Below are 19,324 nucleotides of genomic sequence, written 5' to 3'. Positions count from 1 at the left end.
GGTGGGGGAGGGGATCAGCCCACGGACCCCTCAAGTTTGAGGGCCAGCAATTTGTCGGCCTCAGCGGCAAACTCCATCGGCAGCTGATTGAAGACGTCGCGGCAGAAGCCGCTGACCATCATCGAGACGGCCTCTTCAAACCCGATGCCACGGCTCTGCAGGTAGAAGAGCTGATCTTCGGAGATGCGACAGGTGCTGGCCTCGTGCTCGATGGCCGCCTGCGGCTGCTGAGAACGGATGTAGGGATAGGTGTTCGCGGCGGCTTGATCGCCGATCAGCATCGAATCGCACTGGCTGTAGTTGCGGGCGGCCTTGGCATTGGGCCCCATCTGCACAAGACCGCGGTAGCTGTTGCTGGAGCGGCCTGCACTGATGCCCTTGCTCACAATCGTGGAGCGGGTGCGCGGTCCGACATGGACCATCTTGGTCCCGGTGTCGGCCTGCTGGCAGTTGTTGGTGAGGGCAACGGAATAGAACTCACCCACCGAATCAGCACCCTGGAGCACGCAACTGGGGTACTTCCAGGTGATGGCAGAACCGGTCTCCACCTGGGTCCAGCTGATGCGGCTGCGATCACCACGGCACTGGCCTCGTTTGGTCACGAAGTTGTAGATCCCGCCGACGCCATTTTCATCACCGGCATACCAGTTCTGAACCGTGGAATATTTGATTGAGGCGTCGTCGAGAGCCACCAGTTCCACCACAGCCGCATGCAGCTGGTTGGTGTCGAACATCGGTGCCGTGCAGCCTTCGAGATAACTCACCGAGGCACCCTCTTCGGCCACGATCAAGGTGCGCTCGAACTGTCCGGTGTCGCCGGAATTGATCCGGAAATAGGTGGAGAGCTCCATCGGGCACTCAACGCCCTTCGGGATGAAGACGAAGGATCCGTCGCTGAATACGGCTGAGTTCAGGGCGGCGAAATAGTTGTCGTTGCTGGAGACAACCGTGCCGAGGTAGCGCTCGATCAGCTCGGGATGCTCCTTGACCGCCTCACTGAAGGAGCAGAACACCACCCCGTGTTCGGCCAGCTTCTCCTTATAGGTGGTGGCAATCGAAACGCTGTCGAAAACAGCGTCCACCGCCACGTTGCTGAGGCGCTTCTGCTCGCTCAGCGGGATACCGAGCTTGTCGAAGGTTTCCAGCAGCTTCGGATCCACCTCATCGAGGCTGGCCTTCTTCTCCTGCTGCTTGGGAGCCGCGTAATAAACAATGTCTTGGTAATCGATCTCGGGATAACCCAAGGCAGCCCAATCGGGCTCTTCGAGGGTGAGCCAGTGGCGAAACGCCTTGAGCCGGAACTGCAGCAGGAAATCCGGCTCTTCCTTCTTGGCCGAGATCAGGCGAACGACCTCTTCACTGAGACCCTTGGCGATCTTGTCGGTCTCGATCTCGGTGACGAAGCCGTACTTGTACGGCTGGCTGACGAGATCCCGTGTGGAGGTACTGGTCATTCAGCTCAGCCGGCGGTGGCGTTGATCGTTTCGGTGGTGATGGTCTGCGTCTTCTCAGGGCAAGCGAAGGGGTTGTCCTCGGTGAGGAAGAGCATGCAGTGGCATTCCTTGCGCTCGCGCATCGGAACGCAGGGGCAGTTCCAGAAGGCCTGGGAGACCTCGGCCTCTTTGTCTTCGTAATGGCGGCAAGGGCACAGCGCTCCCCCAAGGTCGTCCTTGTGACGCGCCAGACCCTTCAGAACAACGGCGGTGACGCTGGGGTCAGCACAGAAATACGTGCCGGTGCGCTGGGCGTAGGTTTCAGCGAACTTGCGGATGACCTCCAGGCTTTCTGCTGTCGGCTCTTGAGGGGCGTCGGACATGGAGGTGGAGGGAGCGGCGAATTACGAAACCCCGCGGTTTCCTTACTGGAAGCCTAGGCCAACAGGCCTCCGGTCAGCGGGCTCCCCATTGTGACCCTCAACACGGCCGACATGACGTGGCAATTCGATGGCATCGTGTGGGGAGGTTTCCCCTCCTCATGAGCGCCTCGGCCCCCGCCAGCACCCGCGACGCCGTGCTCTCCCTGCTGCTGGAGCGCGGGGAGGAAGACGCTGGCGCCCTTGCCGATGCCGTGGGCATTTCGGTTCAGGCCATGCGGCGACACCTGCGCTCCCTCGCCGACAGCGGCTTGGTCTGCGCCAGCAGCAATGCCAGCGGCCCAGGTCGACCAAGCAACCGCTGGTGCCTCACCGACGAAGGACGGGCCCAGTTCCCCGATGGCAGCGGCCGCTTCGCCCTTGGCCTGCTGGATTCGATGCGCAGCCATCTCCCCGAAGCGACGGTGCGCCAGCTGCTCAATCAGCAGGCGGAGTCGAAGGCCAGCCAGTACCGGCAAAGCCTTGGCGAAGCCTCCTTGGAAGCTCGCCTCGAACACCTGGCACGGCTGCGACGCGACGAGGGCTATGTGACCGTCTGCAGCCGGGACGACGACGGCGTGAGTTGGCGGCTCGAGGAGGCCCACTGTTCGGTGCAGCTCATTGCTGAGGAATTTCCCGCGGTCTGCGACCAGGAATTGCTGCTGATTCGGCGCACCGTGCCGGACTGCCGGGTGGAACGGGTGCATTGGCGGCTCGAGGGCGGCCACGCCTGCGGCTTCCGCATCACTCCGTTGGCGCAGGGCTGATGGCCATCGACCGAGCCGCGATTGAACGCATCGACTCCACCCTGCTGCCCCAGCTCGATCGCCATCACCTGCGGCTGCTGAGCCACTGCCTGGATAGTTTTCAATCCATGGCCGCTCCAGGGAGCACTGGTGCAATCCCCGACGAAAACCAACGGCGCCGCTGGTGCCAGCAGCAACCCGTGGTCGCTGACGATCCAGCATTCCTCGACACCTTGCTGCTGCAGCTCAATGCTGCCGCCGATCAACTGGATCAACTGGCGCTTGAACTGGGCAAGCCTCCACTGGCGCTGACCCTCGACGATCTGATCAGCGCCGCCGAAGCCCGCTGCCGTTGCTGAAATGGCCGTCGGGGGTGGCCTGGCTGCCGTGACTGACCTGGTCGGGCTGCCATCATCGACTCACTTCCTCAACGCCGGCGATGCTTGAGATCTCGGACGCCCTCAGCTTCTTTCGTCTGAGCTGTGGCCGCTGGACCTCACAGCGCAGCCAGCACCACCTGCTGCATCGCCGCGCCGAAGCCGGCGCCTCCTTCATCGTTGTGGAGGAACTGCTGAAGGGCGACGAACGCCTTGCGGAGATCGCCGAATGCAACAACGCCAGTGTTGAGCAGATCGTGGGGGGCTGCTGGGTGCGCTGGAGCGGATCGATGGCCTGGGATCGGGCCGGTGAATCCCATGAAGACCAGACCATGTTCGGACTGATCCCCGAAGACGAAACGGGGCGACGGGGACTGCTGCTGCGGGATCGTGGTTACGCCGAGAAAGCGCCGGTGGCGGGTCAGTTCCGCATGGATGACGAAAACGGCCTGATCCTCACGACCGACTACGAAATGATGAGCTCCCTGGAGCGCTTCTGGTTCGCCAGCGAGAACGTGCGGCTGCGCACCAGCACAGTGCAGGGGCTCTCCAACAACGCCTCCTTCTGCATCGAGACCCGGCAGCTGGACGATGTTGATCAGCCCAGCCCAGCCATAGCTACAAGTGGGGCCGCCCTCGCCCCCTTCGGCTGGTAAGCAGAAGTACTTAGAGAAAGTATTACGGCATGTAATCGCTGCAACAGCAGCTGAAGGGGGCAAGACCCAGCACTTCTACGATTGCCAGCAGTGGATGCTGTAGCTCGCGTGGCCATTCCTCTTCTGGAGTACGCACCGATCACCCAGAACTCCTTGAGAGCGGGCGTTCCGAACCTCCGTGTCGGCTCCGACGAGGGATCACGGGCTTACTCCCTGGAAATTGCAGACGACCGGGACAACCTCGACACCGTTGTGGAAGCCGCCTACCGGCAGATCTTCTTCCACGCCTTCAAAACAGACCGGGACGTCAACCTTGAGTCCCAGCTGAAGGATGGTCAGATCACGGTTCGCGACTTCATTCGCGGCCTGGTGCTCTCTGACACCTTCAAGCGCACCTTCTACGGCTTCAACAGCAACTACAAGGTTGTTCGCCACCTCTGCGAACGGATCCTTGGCCGCAAGGTGAACGGCAAAGGCGAAGAGCTCTCCTGGTCGATCGTGATTGCGACCAAAGGCCTGGAAGGGCTTGTCGATGTGTTGCTCGACAGCGCCGAGTACCTCGACGCCTTCGGCTACGACACGGTTCCTTACCAACGCAACCGCGTGCTTCCCGGCCGGGAGCTGGGCGATACGCCGTTCAACATCACAACCCCCCGCTACGACGAGTACTACCGGGGAATCCTGGGCTTCCCCCAGATCGTCTTCACCGGCGGGCCCGCCAAGAAAGTTCCTGCCCGCGCCAAAATCCGCAAGGGTGGCTCACCTCAGGACTACATGGCCTGGGTGGCAGAAATGGGCGGCCCCCGTGGAGTTGCCCCCAGCGGTGGCGCCGACATGGACTACATGTCGAAGGTTCCCTACCGCAGCATCGGCCGCTGATCCCGGCCTCGACCATGTTCAAAAAAGCGGGGCTTCGGCTCCGCTTTTTTTGTGTCTCTGACTGTGATCCCCGGGATCGACGTTCACCCAGTGGTCAGCATCCACTGACCCTTGACCGCTTCACGCTTCGAAAAGGAATTTTTCAGATCACAATGATCCCAAACGAAACCTGGAGTTTTTGGACGTGTCCCAAACCCTTTCATCCCTGGCACGTCTCACCCTTCGTCAACTGCGTCAGATCGCCAGCGACCTAGGGGTGCCGCTCTACAGCCGCAAAAGCAAGGAGACCCTGGTCGACGAGGTTGCCCAGCGTCAGCAAAAGCGTGGTGGAGATCTGAAGGCCATCGAGGCGGAACTCAACGCGCCGGCCATGGGCAGCAGCGACACCCGCGTGGTGTTCCTGCCTCGCGACCCCCAGTGGGCCTACGTGTTCTGGGAGATCTCCGACCCCGATCGCAAGGTGGCCCAAAAGGATGGCGCCAGCCGTCTTTGCCTGCGCCTGGCTGACGTGACGGGCATGCAAGACGGCAATGCCCATCCCCACACCCTCCAGGAAGTCCCCGTCGATAGTCACAGCACCGAGTGGTATCTGCCCGTACCCCTCTGTGACAGGGATTACCGGGTGGAGTTGGGCTATCGCATCGGCGCCAGCTGGATGTCTCTGGCCTTCTCTTCCGTGGCACGCGTGCCCGCTCTTCACCCAAGCGAGCAGATCCTTGATCAGTTCGTCCCCTTCAGCCTTGAGGCAGCACCGGCTGAATCCGCTCCAGCTCCCGTCGCGCCGATCGAGTCGAGCAACAGTGGCCTGCACGAGCGGCTCTACCAAAGCGCCACGGTTCAGTTCCGCCGCCGTCGGGTTGGCTCGGAAGAATTCCAGGAGGGCTTTGACGTTTCCGGCGACAGCAGTGGCTTGAACGACTCGGGGGCTGGCCTCTGGGCCAGCGGACGAAACGAGTCTGGCCTTGGTGGCGTGGCTCCCCGCCAACGCTCCTTCTGGCTGGTGGCTGACGCCGAACTGATCGTCTACGGCGCCACCGACCCTTCCGCTCGCCTCACCATCGGTGGCGAAGAAGTGCCTCTCTCCACCGACGGCACCTTCCGAATTCAAGTGCCGTTCCGGGATGGCGAGCAGATGTATGCGATCGAAGCCACTGCCTCCGATGGAGAGCAGAAGCGCAACATCACGCTCAACTTCAAGCGTGAGACCCCTGAAGACAACAGCAACCCTGCCAGCGAAGCCCGCGCCGAGTGGTTCTGAACCCTTCCGATTCCAAAGCGCCAGCATCCCTGCGCTGGTTCGTGGCCATCACCCCCCTCGCGGGGGCGATGGTCTTTCCATTGGTGGTGCCTTTGGTGATGGCCCGGGTTGGCATCGGAGCCGGTGTGGGCGTCGCCCTTGTTCTGAGTGGACTTTGGTTTGTGGCGATGCTGAAGACATCGGAGATGCCCCACTGAAAACCGGGGAACTCTGATTACGCCAAGTTCTTCATCTGAACATGGAGCGGCTCTGGTACAGCACTGGGCTGGGGGTCCCAGCAAATGTCCAATGAAATTCGATCGTCAAAAAGTCCATAGAGGTCGGAGTATCTAATAAATGAAAAACCAGATCAAACGAAAGATAATGAGCGCCATGAACTTCCCTGCACTCATTCGCATCTTCATGGTGTTATCCATGATTGCCCCGTCTATGGCTGCTGAGCCCTATGTGGCTTGGCCCAGCAAAGAGCAACTGCGAGGCATCGAACAGGCCGCCTACGCATGTTCCCGAATCAACTCAACAGAGGCCTGCAAGCGAGTAAGGCAACTCGCTGATCCTTTGATGGATCACTCCAGGTTGCCCGAGCGCTGCAAAGACGTGTTGTGGATGTTGATGGACGAAGCCAAGGTCGCCAACAACAACGACTTCAGGCGCAAAGACACCATTACGAACACAGCCCGTCGTATCCCAAGGTTCTGCGCAGAGCCGGTGACCAAAAACGAGAAACTCAAATCGCGTCAGGCTTGAGAGTGATCCAAAACTTGTGGCAGTCAATGTCTCCCAAAAAGGCACCGCCAAGCGAATGGCTCGCTTCAAGCTCTGCGTTGCATGGTCCTCAGGTTTGGTGCGGGCCACAGGGGTAACGACATCAACTGGTCGCGACCGACGCATTACAAATGGATTTCCATGTTTAGGTTCCGCATATAGCCCTCATCCGTTGTGATGACCATCTCGGCCCCTGCGGAACCGACCCAACGCCAGGTGCGCCTGGCCACCCCTTTCACCGACCAAAAGCCAGGGACCTCCGGCCTGCGCAAGAGCAGTCGCCAGTTTGAGGAGCCCCACTACCTCGAAAGTTTCATCGAAGCGTCGCTTCGCACGCTGCCAGGCGTACAGGGCGGCACCCTTGTGGTGGGGGGCGACGGCCGTTACGGCAACCGCCGTGCCATCGACGTGATCCTGCGGATGGGCGCCGCCCACGGCCTCAGCAAGGTGATTGTCCCCACCGGCGGGATCCTCTCGACGCCTGCCGCCTCCAATCTGATCCGGCAACGTCAGGCCATCGGGGGCATCATCCTTTCCGCCAGCCACAACCCGGGTGGTGAGAACGGTGACTTCGGTGTCAAGGTCAACGGTGCCAATGGTGGCCCCACCCCCGCCTCCTTCACAGATGCGGTATTCGAGTGCACCAAGACCCTGGAGCAGTACACGATTGTTGAGGCTCCAGAAATCCCCCTAGATGCCACTGGTCTTCACAGCATCGGCGCGATGCAGGTTGAGGTTATCGACGGCGTCGATGATTTCGTTGCCCTGATGCAGGAGCTGTTCAACTTCGATCAGATCCGCGATCTGATGCACAGCGATTTCCCCCTGGCCTTTGACGCAATGCATGCCGTCACCGGACCCTACGCCACTCGCTTGTTCGAGGGGCTGCTGGGTGCACCGGCGGGAAGCGTGCGGAACGGCACACCGCTGGAAGACTTCGGCAATGGTCACCCCGACCCCAACCTCACCTACGCCCACGATCTGGCTGAACTGCTGCTCGAGGGAGATGAGTATCGCTTCGGCGCTGCCTGCGACGGCGATGGCGATCGCAACATGATCCTAGGCCAGCGCTGCTTTGTGAATCCCAGCGACAGCCTCGCCGTGCTCACTGCTAACGCCACGCTGGCTCCGGCCTACGCCGAAGGCCTGGCCGGGGTGGCGCGTTCAATGCCCACCAGCGCTGCAGTGGATGTGGTGGCCAAGGAGCTGGGGATTGACTGCTTCGAAACGCCCACAGGCTGGAAGTTCTTCGGCAACCTGCTGGACGCCGGCAAGATCACCCTCTGCGGTGAAGAGAGCTTCGGCACCGGTAGCAACCACGTGCGCGAAAAAGATGGCCTCTGGGCCGTGCTGTTCTGGCTGCAGATCCTGGCCGTGCGTCGCTGCAGCGTCGCCGAGATCATGGCCGAACACTGGAAGCGCTTCGGACGCCATTACTACTCGCGTCACGACTATGAGGCCGTCGCCAGCGACGCCGCCCATGGCCTCTACGACCGCCTCGAATCCATGCTGCCCAGCCTGGTGGGCCAGGCCTTTGCCGGACGCACCATCAGCACCGCAGACAACTTCAGCTACACCGACCCCGTCGATGGTTCCGTGACGTCAGGCCAAGGTCTGCGGATCCTGTTGGACGACGGCAGCCGTGTTGTGCTTCGCCTCTCCGGCACCGGCACAAAGGGAGCAACGATTCGCGTCTACCTGGAGAGCTATGTGCCCAGCAGCGGCGACCTCGACCAGGATCCCCAGGTCGCCCTGGCCGAGATGATCAGCGCTATCAATGACCTGGCGGAGATCAAGCAACGCACAGGCATGGATCAACCCACCGTGATCACCTGATCCGGATCCATCACTCCTGACATGCCAAAGCCACCCCTCTGGGTGGCTTTTTGATTGCTGCGGATAAACACCCAGCGACCACGACCGTGATCGAAAGACTGCAAACCGTGCTGAGAACCGGTTTGGTGATGAAGTTATTGGAAGCAGACATCGTTCAACCTCAGTTCGCCTTGGCGGGTTGCACCTGCACAGGCATCCCGTGTCTGAGGTTCAGCAGGTTGGTGGTGGCCACCCTCTGATTCAGTTTCAGGCCCTTGGTAATGGGATACAGGTTGTTCTCCAGTTCGCCCACCTTGACTGGTGTCTGCAAGGCGAACTGCGAGTTCGCGGGAAGCTTGCCGGCCTTAATTCTCAGCTCCAGCCTTTTTAAATCCGCCTTACCAGGATTCTCCTTTAGCTCATCGAAACTTCCGAGCCGGAAGACAAAGCTCTGACCCGAGGTCTGGGTAACAGCGGCAAAAGGAACAGCCAACTGTTCCTCAGCTTTGATCTGCACACGCGTATGCAGTCGCAAACCATCCCGCAGTGTTCCGTCGCTATTGGGGAACACCGCCGTCACCAACAGTCCTTGGGTGTTGGGGTTGATGCGTGGATCAATTGATTCCACTGCACCTGTGGCCAGTATTTCTTCGCTGCCAGGGGCCATCAGAACAACTGGCTGGCCCTCCTGCAGCCGGGCCGAGAAGATCGCTGGCACTTCCACCCTTGCTTCCAGCTCATTGTTCTGGACCAGGCTGGTGAAGACCTGGTCCTGCTGGATCACATCACCCACTTTCACCTTCACGTCAGCGACCGTGCCGGCGGAGGGTGAAGTGAGATTGCTGTAACTGAGCTTGGCCTTCGCTTCGATGTACTGAGTCCGGTAGCGATCCAACTCCTTCTGCGACGTTGCTCCCACTTCAGCCAGGTAGGCGTAACGCTCGTAATTGGCTTTAGCCCTGTCGGCGTTGGCCTTTTCCTCGTCTTGATCAAGGACCAGCAGAAGCTGACCGGCCTCCACCTCATCACCTTGGCGAATCTTCAGCTGCTCAATTCGTCCACCCGATTGAGCGGCCAACTCCACAAGGTTGCTGGCCTCGAGCGTGCTGACGGTGTCGATCCCCTCGGTGAATTCCACCAGCCGAGCAGCAGCAGCCTGAACCTTCGGCGGCGGCGGCAGCTTCGGTGCTTCGCTCCTGCAGGAACTAACCGTGATCAGAGCCGCGACGGTAAGCAGGAGGCGCTGCAGATGAGGCACGGCAAAAAGGCTTTGAAATGGATTATGAGGTGGTCATAAGGTAAGAACCGGGCCGCGAAGATTTGCAAGCCTGGAAACAGACAGACTCAAAAAGCGTCCGATTTGGACCAGCTCAAGCACTGATTGAAAACTTCAGGGACACTGGGGCATCGCCGATGGTTTGTTGGCTCAGGACCTCTTCGCTTTTCACGGTGAGCAGCAACGAAGGATGCTGGCCCCCCTGGCCGATCGCATGCGTCCACGCACGCTGGAGGAATTTGAAGGTCAGAGCGGAATCCTGGCTGACGGACGGCTCCTGCGCCGTGCCATCAAGGCCGATCGGGTCGGCAACCTGATCCTGCATGGCCCGCCCGGGGTCGGCAAAACAACCCTGGCGCGGATCATTGCCAACCACACCCGTGCCCACTTCAGCAGCCTCAACGCCGTGCTGGCCGGCGTCAAAGACTTACGAATCGAGGTTGATGCTGCACGCCAACGCCTTGAACGGCATGGCCTTCGCACGATCCTGTTCATCGACGAAGTGCACCGCTTCAACAGTGCCCAGCAGGATGCGCTGTTGCCATGGGTGGAAAACGGCACCGTCACCTTGATCGGGGCCACAACAGAAAACCCCTATTTCGAAGTCAACAAGGCACTGGTCAGCCGCTCGCGGCTGTTTCGTTTACTGCCTCTAGAACCAGAGGATTTACAGCGGCTGCTGCGACGCGCCCTTGCAGACAATGAGCGGGGGTACGGCGACCGCGCCATCGCCATCAGCAGCGATGCCGCCAACCACCTCGTTGATGTAGCGGGCGGAGACGCCCGCAGCCTGCTCAATGCCCTTGAACTAGCGGTGGAGAGCTCCGAACCCGATGGCCACGGCGTGATCCAAATCACTCTGGCCATCGCCGAGGAATCCATCCAGCAGCGGGCGGTGCTTTACGACAAGCACGGTGATGCCCACTACGACACCATCAGCGCCTTCATCAAATCGCTACGGGGCTCGGATGCCGATGCGGCGATGTTCTGGCTGGCCCGCATGGTGGAGGCCGGTGAGAACCCACGTTTCATCTTCCGGAGGATGCTGATTGCGGCGGGGGAAGACATCGGCCTGGCCGACCCTCAGGCCATGGTGGTGGTGGAAGCCTGTGCCGCAGCCTTCGAACGGGTAGGGCTACCAGAGGGCTTGTATCCCTTGGCCCAGGCCGCGTTGTACCTGGCCGGCACCGAAAAGAGCAACAGCGTTCTGGGCTTCTTTGATGCCCTGAAAACCGTGCGCGATGCGCAAAAGCAGGACGTGCCCGGGCATTTGCGCGATGCCAACCGGGATGGAGCCGCCTTCGGCGATGGCGTGGGCTACCGCTACCCCCATGCCTACGCAGAACACTGGGTGGAGCAGCAATACCTCCCCACACCCCTGCAAGGCGAGGTGTTCTGGCAGCCCGGACAACTCGGTTGGGAGGGGGAACGACGCGAGCGGATGGCGGAACGCCGGGCAGCCCAACTCGCCGCGGCCGCGGAACTGGCAGCCGACCAGCCTTTGCTTTTGAGCAGCGGGCCCGACCGTCCTGGCGTGGACCGCTGGGTCCAGCGCCAACTAGGACAGGAGGGGGAGCGACTGCAGCGCCTGCGAGAGCGGCTCTGGCGGGAGATCCCCTGGACCCGTCGAGATCGAGTGCTGCTGCTGGGGGTGCGCTCGCTGATCTGGGCCCTCGATCCATTGAGGGCCACCCCGGAAGGAGGAGTGACCGTGCTGTGCAAGAACGATGCCGACCGCAGCCGGCTGGAAGCGCAGATGGATTTGCTCGAGCCGGAGCATCAACCAGAGCTGTTAACAGGCAACCTCGACGCTCTGCCCGAAAGCCAAGCCTTCGATTGGATCGGGGGTCGGCTCGCCGCTGCCGACCTGCAAGGGCAGAACTGGACGGCGCTGCTGAAGACAATCAACCAACATGCCGAGCCGACAACAGGCTTACGGCTGCTGATCAGCCGCGCCGAACTGGGGCCCGCCGGTGCATTGCTGCAAGACGGCGAGCCAACAGAGCTGTTAAGCGATCTAGTGGCTCAAGAACAGCAGTGGCTTGAGCTGCAGCAGCGTCCGGAAAAGTTGTTAGCGAAGGCTGGCTGGCAGCTCCGTTGTGAGGAGTGGCTGGAACATCTCATGCTTCCAGGGGGCACCGAACTGGCTGAGCGATGGCTAATCGATGGGTCGCCCTACCGGCAGGCCATGGGGGAGATCAGCAAGGAGGTGATGACGCAGTTGCGCCAATCGTTGAACGACCTGGGCGAGGTCGGCCTGCGACTGCCGATGCGCCATCAATTGATCCAAGGCAAGTGCAGCATGCCATCAAAAAAAACGCCGAAACCTGGGCTCAAATAAGGAGATCAGAGCTCTGAATTGGCTTTGATGCAAGCAGGCAGAAAGACGTACCAGGACAGCAGCGAAGTGGACTGGGCTCCGCTCACCTTGTCAGGAGCACAAACCCTCTGCTTACCATCATTCGGTCCGTTATCTGATAAACGGAAGGCGACGGGCAGCTGTTTAATGATGCCGATTGAGCTAATGAGCCCATCCTTGGCATCCGCGATGATGGCGGCCCGTAGAGCCGTTACCGCCGTCGCCTTTTGGCGCCAATAAGGGACATAAGACCTTGTTTGATCATCCAGGAAGGCTTTACCAGCTTGGGAATAAAGAAACCGGGATACACCGGCGAGGTCAACTGCATAGCTCTTGTTCAAACCAAAACTGAGCTCCTCAGCGGTCCAGCCAGACATCCGAATGGCGTCCTGAAGAGCACGGTCTGTGACCTTGCCGTCAACAAGAAAGGATTCGAGCTCGCTGTAAGTGGTGGTGCTAACTGAGCCACCCGTGTTCCAGCGCACCGGTTGCTGAGTACCTGCTTTTGAAAACGGTCCAGGAATGACCGCGAGGTACGTACAAAAAACAAGAGATGCCAGGGAACCTGCAATGTGCTCGAGCCTGATCCGCGACGCCATGGCCCAAAGCTGCAGGTTGATTGCAACGTAGGCCGCACGGACAGTCCTGTCCTGAGGGCCGTACGCTGCCGCCACTGACCAAACCCTTTTCGTGAGCCTGCAAATCGGCGACGCCGCCCCCGACTTCACCCTTCCCGATCAAAACGGTGATTCCATCAGCCTCGCTTCGCTGCGCGGGAAGAAGGTTGTTCTGTATTTCTATCCCAAGGACGACACCCCGGGCTGCACCAAAGAAGCCTGCAACTTCCGCGATCGCTGGGAGCAACTGAAAGCCAACAACATCACCGTTCTGGGTGTCAGCAAGGACGGAGCCGCCTCCCACAACAAATTCATCAACAAGCACGAACTTCCCTTCACCCTGCTCACCGATGAGGAACCCTGTGCCGTGGCCAGCCTCTATGAGAGCTATGGGCTGAAGAAGTTCATGGGGCGCGAATACATGGGCATGATGCGCCACACCTTCCTGATCAATGAAGAAGGAAAACTCGAGCGGATTTATCTCAAGGTGAAAGCGGCCACCATGGCCGACACCCTGATCAGCGATCTTGGGCTGAGCTGAGCCCAGCCCCCAGGCTCAGCAGTGCTTGCAACTGAAGATCACCCTCCAGCTGCAACAACTCCGTTGCACCGGACCAATGACGCTTCAACAGGGCAGCGTCCCCACCGCAGATCCACAGCAAGCCTTGGGAATGCTGCTGAGCCGCCGCAATGGAGGCCAACATCGCCTCCAGAACACCGCGCTGCATGGCGGCAACGGTTTGCTGTGGGAAGAGCTCTTGCAGAGCGTCGTTGTCGAGATCCTCAGGGGTTGATGGCAAACCGAGGGTTCCATCGGCCATGGCCTGGAGCTGTAGCCGATAACCCGGGATCAGCTGCCCGCCTCCAAAACAGCCGTCTGCCGTCACCCGGGTGAGGCTCAACACGGTGCCGGCATCCACCAGAAGCAACCCCCTGGAACAGTCGAGCTGTTGCTGCTGACTGCAACGCCAGGCCATCCAAGCCCCGAGAGCTCGGTCAACCCCTAACCAAGGAGGAGCCTGAGGCAAGGGCACATCCTCCAGGCGAATGCGCAGATCCTGGTGGGCCATGAGCGGCTCGGGCACAAGCCCCACCGCGGCCCAAACCGGAGGGTCAGTCCCGATGCGACCAGGGTCAGGAGGACCGTGCTCAATGCGGACAGTGTTGCCCTGCCGCTGCGCCCAATGCCAACGGCTGTTGCCGATCAGCAGGGCGCGGTCGACTTCCCGTGCAGACCCCGTCACTCAGATGCCTTCACCCATCAGCCCTTCATTCACCTCCTGTGGCAGATGAATTCCACACTCCTGCTTCAATCCACCGAAGCGGGTGTCGCGGCCACTCAGATCGCCAACATCAGGACCACTGGAATGCCAGTCGCCGACCGTGGAATAACCCTGTTCAAACAATGGATGCTGGGGAAGGTCGTTGTCCTGCATGTAGTAGTACACATCGCGCTTGGTCCACTCGAGCAGGGGGCGCAATGACCAACGCTCCCGAATCGGATCCAAAGCGGTCATTGAGCGGCGGTGATCGGTCTGGCCACGCCGCACGCCGCTGGCCCAGCAGCGTGTGTTCAGGTCGTTGAGGGATCGCTCCAGGGGTTCAACCTTGCGGATCCGGTGATAGGTCTCCAGGTCTTCCACACGACCGGACTCCCAAAGCCGCCCGTGCAGGGCCTCCATCCGAGCCGGGGACATCTCGCTCTGACTCACCACCAGACGAATCCTGAGCTGCTGGGTGAGTTGATCGGCATAGGTGTAGGTCTCTGGAGGCAGATAACCGGTATCGATCCAGATCACCGGCACAGCATCACCGCCGGGGAGGGTGCTCAGCATGTGCAGGAGAACAGCCGATTGGATCCCGAAACTCGTGGTGAGAGCAAAATTCTCACCGAACTGTTCCAACCCCCAGGCCAGACGCTCCTGCGGCTCCATCGACTCCAGCAGCTTGCGTCCTTCGAGCAACTCGTTTTGCACCGCCATGGGCACCATGGCCTCAGGAGCCTCCGTCATCACGCCATCTTCCCTTGTCGCGGGACCGGGTGAGGTTCCTATCGTTTGAGAACCGGCAGATTCCTTCATGCGTTCACCCTCGTCCCCATCGGATGCCGTGGTGATCGTTGGCGGTGGATTCGGAGGCCTGTTCACAGCACTTGCTCTTCAGCGACGGCAGCCCAACTGCCCCATTGTTCTGGTCGAACCGCGGGATCGCTTCCTCTTTCAACCGCTGCTGTACGAACTGCTCAGCGATGAACTTCAAAGCTGGGAGGTGGCCCCCCGCTACGACCAACTGCTGAACAACGGCATCTGCTGGATCAAAGACAGCGTTGTTGGCATCGATCAAACCAGCCAAAGCATCGAACTGGCCTCCGGAGACTGCTTGGGATGGTCACAACTGGTGCTGGCGACGGGATCGAAAGCCAATGATTTCGGCATTCCAGGCGTCAAGGAACACAGCTCCGGCTTCCGTGACCTCAGCGATGTGAGCCGCCTCAAGCAATGGCTCAACACCCTGCACCAGCAACGGGATGGAGAGGCCGGGCTGATCATTGTTGGCGCGGGACCCACCGGCGTGGAACTGGCCTGCAAGCTGGCGGATCTGATCGACGGTGCTGCCAGCGTTCGCCTGGTGGAGATGGGCGATGAAATCCTTCCCGGCAGCACAGCATTCAATCGCGAGCGGGCCCAGGCAGCACTGGAACGCAAAGGGGTGGTGGTCCAGCTCAACACCAGCGTGAGTGAAGTGAAATCCAACACTGCTGTTCTTGCCAACGGTGCTGTTCTGCCTCACTCAGGCCTGATCTGGACCGCAGGAAGCAGTCCCACCATCCCCGCCATCTCACCCACACCCGTGCTGGAACGGGGGCGCCTGGCCGTTGACGATGACCTGCGCCTGTTGGGCTGCACCAACACGTTCGCCCTCGGGGATCTCTCAGCCCGGCCTGGCAGCCCATGGCCCGCCAGCGCCCAGGTGGCGATGCAACAGGGCGATGCCACGGCCGCAGCCATCGCGCAGCTGCGGATGGAGGAGGAGCCACAACCCTTCCAGTTCGAGGACCGAGGCGAAATGCTCAGCCTCGGTGTCGGTGAGGCCACCCTCACCGGCATGGGGCTCACCTTGGCCGGCCCCTTGGCCTTCCAGTTGCGACGGGCCACCTATCTCACGCGTCTGCCAGGGATCTCTCTGGGTCTGCGCTCTGCAGGTGCCTGGTTTTTGAACCGGTGAAGCAATCTCACCTCGGCGGGCGTTGCCGTGGTCTGCGCCCGAGCCAGCAACGGCAGCTGGAGCGGTTGAGTCATCGCCGTCATCCCGAAGACTGCGGCGCCGATCTCCTGAGCCTCGAACGCTTGGCCGAGCTGGTGCTGGATCTGGAGATGGCATTGCACCTGGTGCTGGATGGCCGTGGCCTCTGCCGCCTGCTCTGGCTGGGGCCTCTCACCGGCAGCGATTCGCTGCAGCAGCATCTGCCGGGGACGCCGCGGCGGAGCAGCGGGGGTTGGCGACTGATCAGCTGCCCTTTCGCCCGCAAAGGGCTGAATTCAGATCCCCGCGACGCCGTGGTCGCCCTTGATATCGCTCCTCGGCACTGGCTGCGCTTTGCACCCTGCCCAGGGGGCGATGGAGCTCGCCCGGCCGAACTGTTGATTCCAGACCCGTCTCAAGCGGATGGCTGGAGATTGTTTGAACAGGGCGACCTGAGGGATCTTTGCGTCCTCACACCGGACGAACCCCATCCCGAAAGCAATAGTGCCGCAACCGGAGACGAGCGGGTGCTTCTGCTCACGCTCACCAGTGGCGATGAACAGCGCGACCAGCGGGATCTGGCTGAGCTGGAAGGCCTGGTACGCAGTGCCGGCGCCGAACCGGTGGCCCGGACCAGCCAGCGCCGGGGCCAAACCAATCCCCAAACGCTATGGGGCTCTGGAAAACTTCAGGAAGCCGCCCTCGAGATCCGCCGCTGCCAGGCCTCCCTGGTGATCACCGACCGAGAGCTCACCCCCGTGCAGGCCCGCAATCTGGAACGGCTGCTCAGCTGTCCGGTCTCCGACCGCAGTGAGCTGATCCTCGACATCTTTGCCCAGCGGGCCGGTAGTGCTGCAGGGCGGCTTCAGGTGGAACTGGCTCAGCTGCGCTACCGGCTGCCGCGCCTACTGGGACGGGGCAGCAGCCTGTCGCGGCAGGGCGGTGGCATCGGCACCCGCGGCCCAGGGGAAACACAACTGGAAAAAGACCGTCGGGCCATCAGCCGACGCATCGAACGGCTACTTCGGGATCAACGCCAACTGCAATCCCACCGCAGCCGCTTACGGGATCAGCGGCGTGATCTACCGCGGGTGGCGCTTGTGGGCTACACCAACGCGGGCAAATCCAGCCTGCTCAATGCCTTGTGCGGCAAACGAGCCAGTGATCGCGTTCTGGCGGAAAACAAATTGTTCGCGACCCTTGACCCCACCACCCGCAAACTCGACCTTCCCTGCCCTGGGGCACGTCCCGAACGGTTACTGCTCACCGACACGGTTGGCTTCATCCGCGATCTCCCCGCCCCACTAGTAGAGGCCTTCCGCGCCACGCTGGAGGAGGCGCTGGATGCCGATGTGCTCCTGCTGGTGGTCGACCTTGCTGACCCCGACTGGCAGGGCCACCTGGACACGGTGCATCGGCTGCTCGACGACCTTGGCAGCACCGCCCTGCGACGGGTAATCGCCAATCAGATCGACCGCTGTGAAGCAACTGAGATAGAGATCATTCATCAGCGGGAACCCGACGCCCTGTTCCTGTCGGCGGTGCGGGGCGATGGGCTGCAGGGCCTGAAACAGTGGCTGCGGGAGCAATTTTTTGATCCCGGGGCAGAATCGCCACAATTGATGACTGGCGACTCGCCGCCATGGCCGAGCTGAGCAGCGCTCTTCAAAACCCTCAGGCCTTGATCACCCTGGGCGTGTTGGCTCTGGCAGTGGTGCTGTTTATCACCGGGTTGATTGCACCGGAGCTCACCGGCTTGCTGAGTTTGAGCCTGCTGATCGCTACCGGGGTGCTCAATCCCCAGGAGGCTCTGGCGGGGTTCGGTAGTCCTGCACTGATCACCCTGTTAGGCCTGTTCCCGGTCTCCGCGGCACTGTTCAAGAGCGGTGCCCTGGATCGACTCAGAGATCTGATCGCCTCGGAGCGGATCCGGTCTTCGCGGCGTCTGATCGCACTAATGGCCTTCGTGATCGCCCCGGTGTCAGGGATTGTTCCCAACACCCCCGTGGTGGCCTCGCTTCTGCCCGTGGTGGAGGGCTGGTGCCAACGGCGCGGCATCTCGCCATCTCGGGTGCTCTTGCCCTTGTCGTTTTCAACTGTTCTGGGAGGCACCCTGACGCTACTGGGCAGCTCGGTGAACCTGTTGGTGAGCGACATCAGCGAGCAACTTGGCTACGGCTCCCTAGATTTGTTCAGCTTTACGCTGATCAGCCTGCCGGTCTGGCTGGCCGGGGCCATCTACCTGGTGATAGCTCCGAGAGTGCTGTTACCGGACCGCGGTGCCACGACGGATGACCTGGGAAACACCAGCAAAACGAGCAGCTACTGCACAGAAGTGCGCATCCCCCCCGACTCGGAGCTGGTGGGGCGCTCACTGCTGAACAGTCGGCTGCAGCGCCGTTTCGACGTGGACGTTCTGGAGCTGCAACGCGGTGGAGAGCGGCTGCTGCCCCCCCTGGCGGACCGTCGTCTTGAAGCCGGCGATCGTCTCCTGCTGCGGGTCACCCGCCCCGATCTACTGCGTCTCCAGCAGGATCACACGGTTCAGCTCACAACTCAGGGGCAGAACGCCGGGTTCAGCATCTACTCCGAAGAATCAAGCGGTCAGAAGACCGTGGAAGTGTTGCTGCCGGCTGGTTCCACTCTGGCCGGCGCCAGCCTGCGGGAATTGCGATTCCGGCAACGCCACAACGCCACAGTGCTCGCGCTTCGCCGCGGCCAGGAGACTGTTCAGGAACGCCTCGGCCAGGTGATCCTGCGGGAGGGCGATGTGTTGCTGTTGCAGGCACCGATCGACTCCATCCGCGGCCTGCAGGCCAGCAACGACCTCTTGGTGCTGGATCGACTGGAGGATGACCTTCCCACCGTGCGGCGCAAGCCCGTGGCCGTCAGCATTGCTCTGGCGATGCTGATGCTGCCGACGCTCACCCCCATTCCCCTGGTGGCGGCTGTGCTGTTGGCCATGGTGAGCGTGGTCGCCACCGGTTGCCTTCGCCTTGGTGAACTGCAGCGCTCGATCCGGCTGGACGTGATCCTGTTGCTGGGATCCCTCACCAGTTTCAGCGTGGCCATGCAGAGCACGGGCCTCGCCGATGCCCTCGCCCTAGTGCTCCAGCAGGGGCTGGCGGGCTGGCCGAGCTATACCGCTTTGATGGTTGTTTTCATCGGCACCACGCTGCTCACCCAGGTGATGAGCAATGCCGCCTCGGTGGCCCTGCTGGCGCCTGTCGCGGTGCAAATGGCCCCATCACTTCAGCTGTCTCCCACCGCCTTGCTGATCACAGTGCTGTTCGGTGCGAGTCAGTCGTTTCTCACGCCCGTCGGGTACCAGACCAATTTGATGGTGTTCGGTCCAGGCCGTTATCGGTTTCTCGACGTCACCCGCTACGGAATTGGCCTGACGCTGATCATGACCATCATCGTGCCGGCCTTGATTCTCTGGCATTACGGCGGATCCTGAACAACACTGGTCAGATCTCGC

At 61.3% G+C, this 19,324-nt stretch carries 19 protein-coding genes; 13 read left to right on the top strand and 6 right to left on the bottom strand.

Annotation, left to right across the window (positions count from 1 at the left end; genetic code table 11):
* Window positions 1-14: 14 nt before the first annotated feature.
* Together sufB and DXY33_RS03400 are read right to left on the bottom strand one after the other, a co-directional pair.
* Window positions 15-1,454 carry a Fe-S cluster assembly protein SufB gene (sufB, locus tag DXY33_RS03405; RefSeq protein ID WP_115131763.1) on the bottom strand — a complete coding sequence of 480 codons (1,440 nt, stop codon included), beginning with the start codon at window positions 1,452-1,454 and terminating at the stop codon, window positions 15-17.
* Between the two features lie 5 nt (window positions 1,455-1,459).
* Window positions 1,460-1,816 (bottom strand): ferredoxin-thioredoxin reductase catalytic domain-containing protein, encoded by a 357-nt coding sequence (locus tag DXY33_RS03400; RefSeq protein WP_038553034.1) that lies wholly within the window; start codon window positions 1,814-1,816, stop codon window positions 1,460-1,462.
* 158 nt (window positions 1,817-1,974) lie between these two features.
* Between DXY33_RS03400 and DXY33_RS03395 the strand changes: the two genes are divergently transcribed.
* The 8 genes from DXY33_RS03395 (at window position 1,975) to DXY33_RS03360 (ending at window position 8,369) form a co-directional block, all read left to right on the top strand.
* Entirely contained in the window at window positions 1,975-2,619 is a 645-nt protein-coding gene (locus DXY33_RS03395) for a metalloregulator ArsR/SmtB family transcription factor (RefSeq protein ID WP_115131762.1), read from the top strand.
* Window positions 2,619-2,957 carry a hypothetical protein gene (locus DXY33_RS03390; RefSeq protein ID WP_115131761.1) on the top strand — a complete coding sequence of 113 codons (339 nt, stop codon included), beginning with the start codon at window positions 2,619-2,621 and terminating at the stop codon, window positions 2,955-2,957. Before DXY33_RS03395 ends, DXY33_RS03390 begins: the two co-directional genes overlap by 1 nt.
* A gap of 80 nt (window positions 2,958-3,037) precedes the next feature.
* The gene (locus DXY33_RS03385; RefSeq protein WP_115131760.1) at window positions 3,038-3,631 is read left to right on the top strand and encodes a phycobiliprotein lyase; all 594 of its coding nucleotides are present in this window, start codon (window positions 3,038-3,040) and stop codon (window positions 3,629-3,631) included.
* 108 nt (window positions 3,632-3,739) lie between these two features.
* The gene (locus DXY33_RS03380) at window positions 3,740-4,510 is read left to right on the top strand and encodes a phycobilisome rod-core linker polypeptide (protein ID WP_370593062.1); all 771 of its coding nucleotides are present in this window, start codon (window positions 3,740-3,742) and stop codon (window positions 4,508-4,510) included.
* Between the two features lie 184 nt (window positions 4,511-4,694).
* On the top strand, window positions 4,695-5,768 hold the full coding sequence (locus DXY33_RS03375) for a DUF4912 domain-containing protein (protein ID WP_115131905.1): 1,074 nt from the start codon (window positions 4,695-4,697) through the stop codon (window positions 5,766-5,768).
* Window positions 5,759-5,965, top strand: a complete 207-nt coding sequence (locus DXY33_RS03370; protein ID WP_006850065.1) for a hypothetical protein — start codon at window positions 5,759-5,761, stop codon at window positions 5,963-5,965. The genes DXY33_RS03375 and DXY33_RS03370 overlap by 10 nt, the downstream gene beginning before the upstream one ends.
* 139 nt (window positions 5,966-6,104) lie before the next feature.
* On the top strand, window positions 6,105-6,515 hold the full coding sequence (locus DXY33_RS03365; protein WP_244275842.1) for a hypothetical protein: 411 nt from the start codon (window positions 6,105-6,107) through the stop codon (window positions 6,513-6,515).
* Window positions 6,516-6,710: 195 nt separating this feature from the next.
* Window positions 6,711-8,369, top strand: a complete 1,659-nt coding sequence (locus DXY33_RS03360; RefSeq protein WP_115131758.1) for an alpha-D-glucose phosphate-specific phosphoglucomutase — start codon at window positions 6,711-6,713, stop codon at window positions 8,367-8,369.
* A gap of 160 nt (window positions 8,370-8,529) precedes the next feature.
* Here the strand turns inward: DXY33_RS03360 and DXY33_RS03355 are convergent, their stop codons facing one another.
* On the bottom strand, window positions 8,530-9,606 hold the full coding sequence (locus DXY33_RS03355) for an efflux RND transporter periplasmic adaptor subunit (RefSeq protein ID WP_115131757.1): 1,077 nt from the start codon (window positions 9,604-9,606) through the stop codon (window positions 8,530-8,532).
* A 160-nt stretch (window positions 9,607-9,766) separates the two neighbouring features.
* On the opposite strand from DXY33_RS03355, the gene DXY33_RS03350 reads away from it, so the two are divergent.
* Window positions 9,767-11,965: an AAA family ATPase gene (locus DXY33_RS03350; RefSeq protein ID WP_371634546.1), complete on the top strand. Its 2,199-nt coding sequence runs from the start codon at window positions 9,767-9,769 to the stop codon at window positions 11,963-11,965.
* A 5-nt stretch (window positions 11,966-11,970) separates the two neighbouring features.
* Here the strand turns inward: DXY33_RS03350 and DXY33_RS03345 are convergent, their stop codons facing one another.
* Window positions 11,971-12,582: an alpha/beta hydrolase gene (locus DXY33_RS03345; RefSeq protein ID WP_115131902.1), complete on the bottom strand. Its 612-nt coding sequence runs from the start codon at window positions 12,580-12,582 to the stop codon at window positions 11,971-11,973.
* A 91-nt stretch (window positions 12,583-12,673) separates the two neighbouring features.
* Here DXY33_RS03345 and bcp point away from each other — a divergent pair, with 91 nt between their 5' ends.
* Window positions 12,674-13,141, top strand: a complete 468-nt coding sequence (gene bcp, locus DXY33_RS03340) for a thioredoxin-dependent thiol peroxidase (RefSeq protein ID WP_115131756.1) — start codon at window positions 12,674-12,676, stop codon at window positions 13,139-13,141.
* On the opposite strand, the gene DXY33_RS03335 is transcribed toward bcp, so the two are convergent.
* Both DXY33_RS03335 and DXY33_RS03330 read right to left on the bottom strand, forming a co-directional pair.
* A complete protein-coding gene (locus tag DXY33_RS03335) occupies window positions 13,119-13,844 on the bottom strand; it encodes a type III pantothenate kinase (RefSeq protein ID WP_115131755.1) in 726 nt (241 codons plus the stop codon). The genes bcp and DXY33_RS03335 overlap by 23 nt on opposite strands.
* Entirely contained in the window at window positions 13,845-14,612 is a 768-nt protein-coding gene (locus DXY33_RS03330; RefSeq protein WP_115131754.1) for a phosphoadenylyl-sulfate reductase, read from the bottom strand. It lies immediately after the preceding gene.
* Between the two features lie 67 nt (window positions 14,613-14,679).
* Here DXY33_RS03330 and DXY33_RS03325 point away from each other — a divergent pair, with 67 nt between their 5' ends.
* From DXY33_RS03325 to DXY33_RS03315, 3 genes are read left to right on the top strand one after another with little or no spacing between them, the layout of a single operon-like run.
* Window positions 14,680-15,825: an NAD(P)/FAD-dependent oxidoreductase gene (locus tag DXY33_RS03325; protein ID WP_115131753.1), complete on the top strand. Its 1,146-nt coding sequence runs from the start codon at window positions 14,680-14,682 to the stop codon at window positions 15,823-15,825.
* Complete coding sequence (gene hflX, locus DXY33_RS03320) at window positions 15,822-17,498, top strand: GTPase HflX (RefSeq protein WP_115131752.1); 1,677 nt, start codon at window positions 15,822-15,824, stop codon at window positions 17,496-17,498. The genes DXY33_RS03325 and hflX overlap by 4 nt, the downstream gene beginning before the upstream one ends.
* Window positions 17,486-19,303 (top strand): SLC13 family permease, encoded by a 1,818-nt coding sequence (locus tag DXY33_RS03315; protein WP_115131751.1) that lies wholly within the window; start codon window positions 17,486-17,488, stop codon window positions 19,301-19,303. Before hflX ends, DXY33_RS03315 begins: the two co-directional genes overlap by 13 nt.
* The last annotated feature ends 21 nt before the right edge of the window (window positions 19,304-19,324 follow it).

The sequence above is a fragment of the Synechococcus sp. N26 genome (genome assembly GCF_900473975.1).
Lineage (GTDB): Bacteria > Cyanobacteriota > Cyanobacteriia > PCC-6307 > Cyanobiaceae > Parasynechococcus.
This window is presented reverse-complemented; position numbering and strand designations above follow the sequence as displayed.

Coding starts and splice junctions, on each gene's coding strand:
- sufB (WP_115131763.1), bottom strand. CDS start 1,454: ATGACCAGTACCTCCACACGGGATCTCGTCAGCCAGCCGTACAAGTAC.
- DXY33_RS03400 (WP_038553034.1), bottom strand. CDS start 1,816: ATGTCCGACGCCCCTCAAGAGCCGACAGCAGAAAGCCTGGAGGTCATC.
- DXY33_RS03395 (WP_115131762.1), top strand. CDS start 1,975: ATGAGCGCCTCGGCCCCCGCCAGCACCCGCGACGCCGTGCTCTCCCTG.
- DXY33_RS03390 (WP_115131761.1), top strand. CDS start 2,619: ATGGCCATCGACCGAGCCGCGATTGAACGCATCGACTCCACCCTGCTG.
- DXY33_RS03385 (WP_115131760.1), top strand. CDS start 3,038: ATGCTTGAGATCTCGGACGCCCTCAGCTTCTTTCGTCTGAGCTGTGGC.
- DXY33_RS03365 (WP_244275842.1), top strand. CDS start 6,105: ATGAAAAACCAGATCAAACGAAAGATAATGAGCGCCATGAACTTCCCT.
- DXY33_RS03360 (WP_115131758.1), top strand. CDS start 6,711: ATGACCATCTCGGCCCCTGCGGAACCGACCCAACGCCAGGTGCGCCTG.
- DXY33_RS03345 (WP_115131902.1), bottom strand. CDS start 12,582: ATGGCGTCGCGGATCAGGCTCGAGCACATTGCAGGTTCCCTGGCATCT.
- DXY33_RS03330 (WP_115131754.1), bottom strand. CDS start 14,612: ATGACGGAGGCTCCTGAGGCCATGGTGCCCATGGCGGTGCAAAACGAG.
- DXY33_RS03325 (WP_115131753.1), top strand. CDS start 14,680: ATGCGTTCACCCTCGTCCCCATCGGATGCCGTGGTGATCGTTGGCGGT.
- DXY33_RS03315 (WP_115131751.1), top strand. CDS start 17,486: ATGGCCGAGCTGAGCAGCGCTCTTCAAAACCCTCAGGCCTTGATCACC.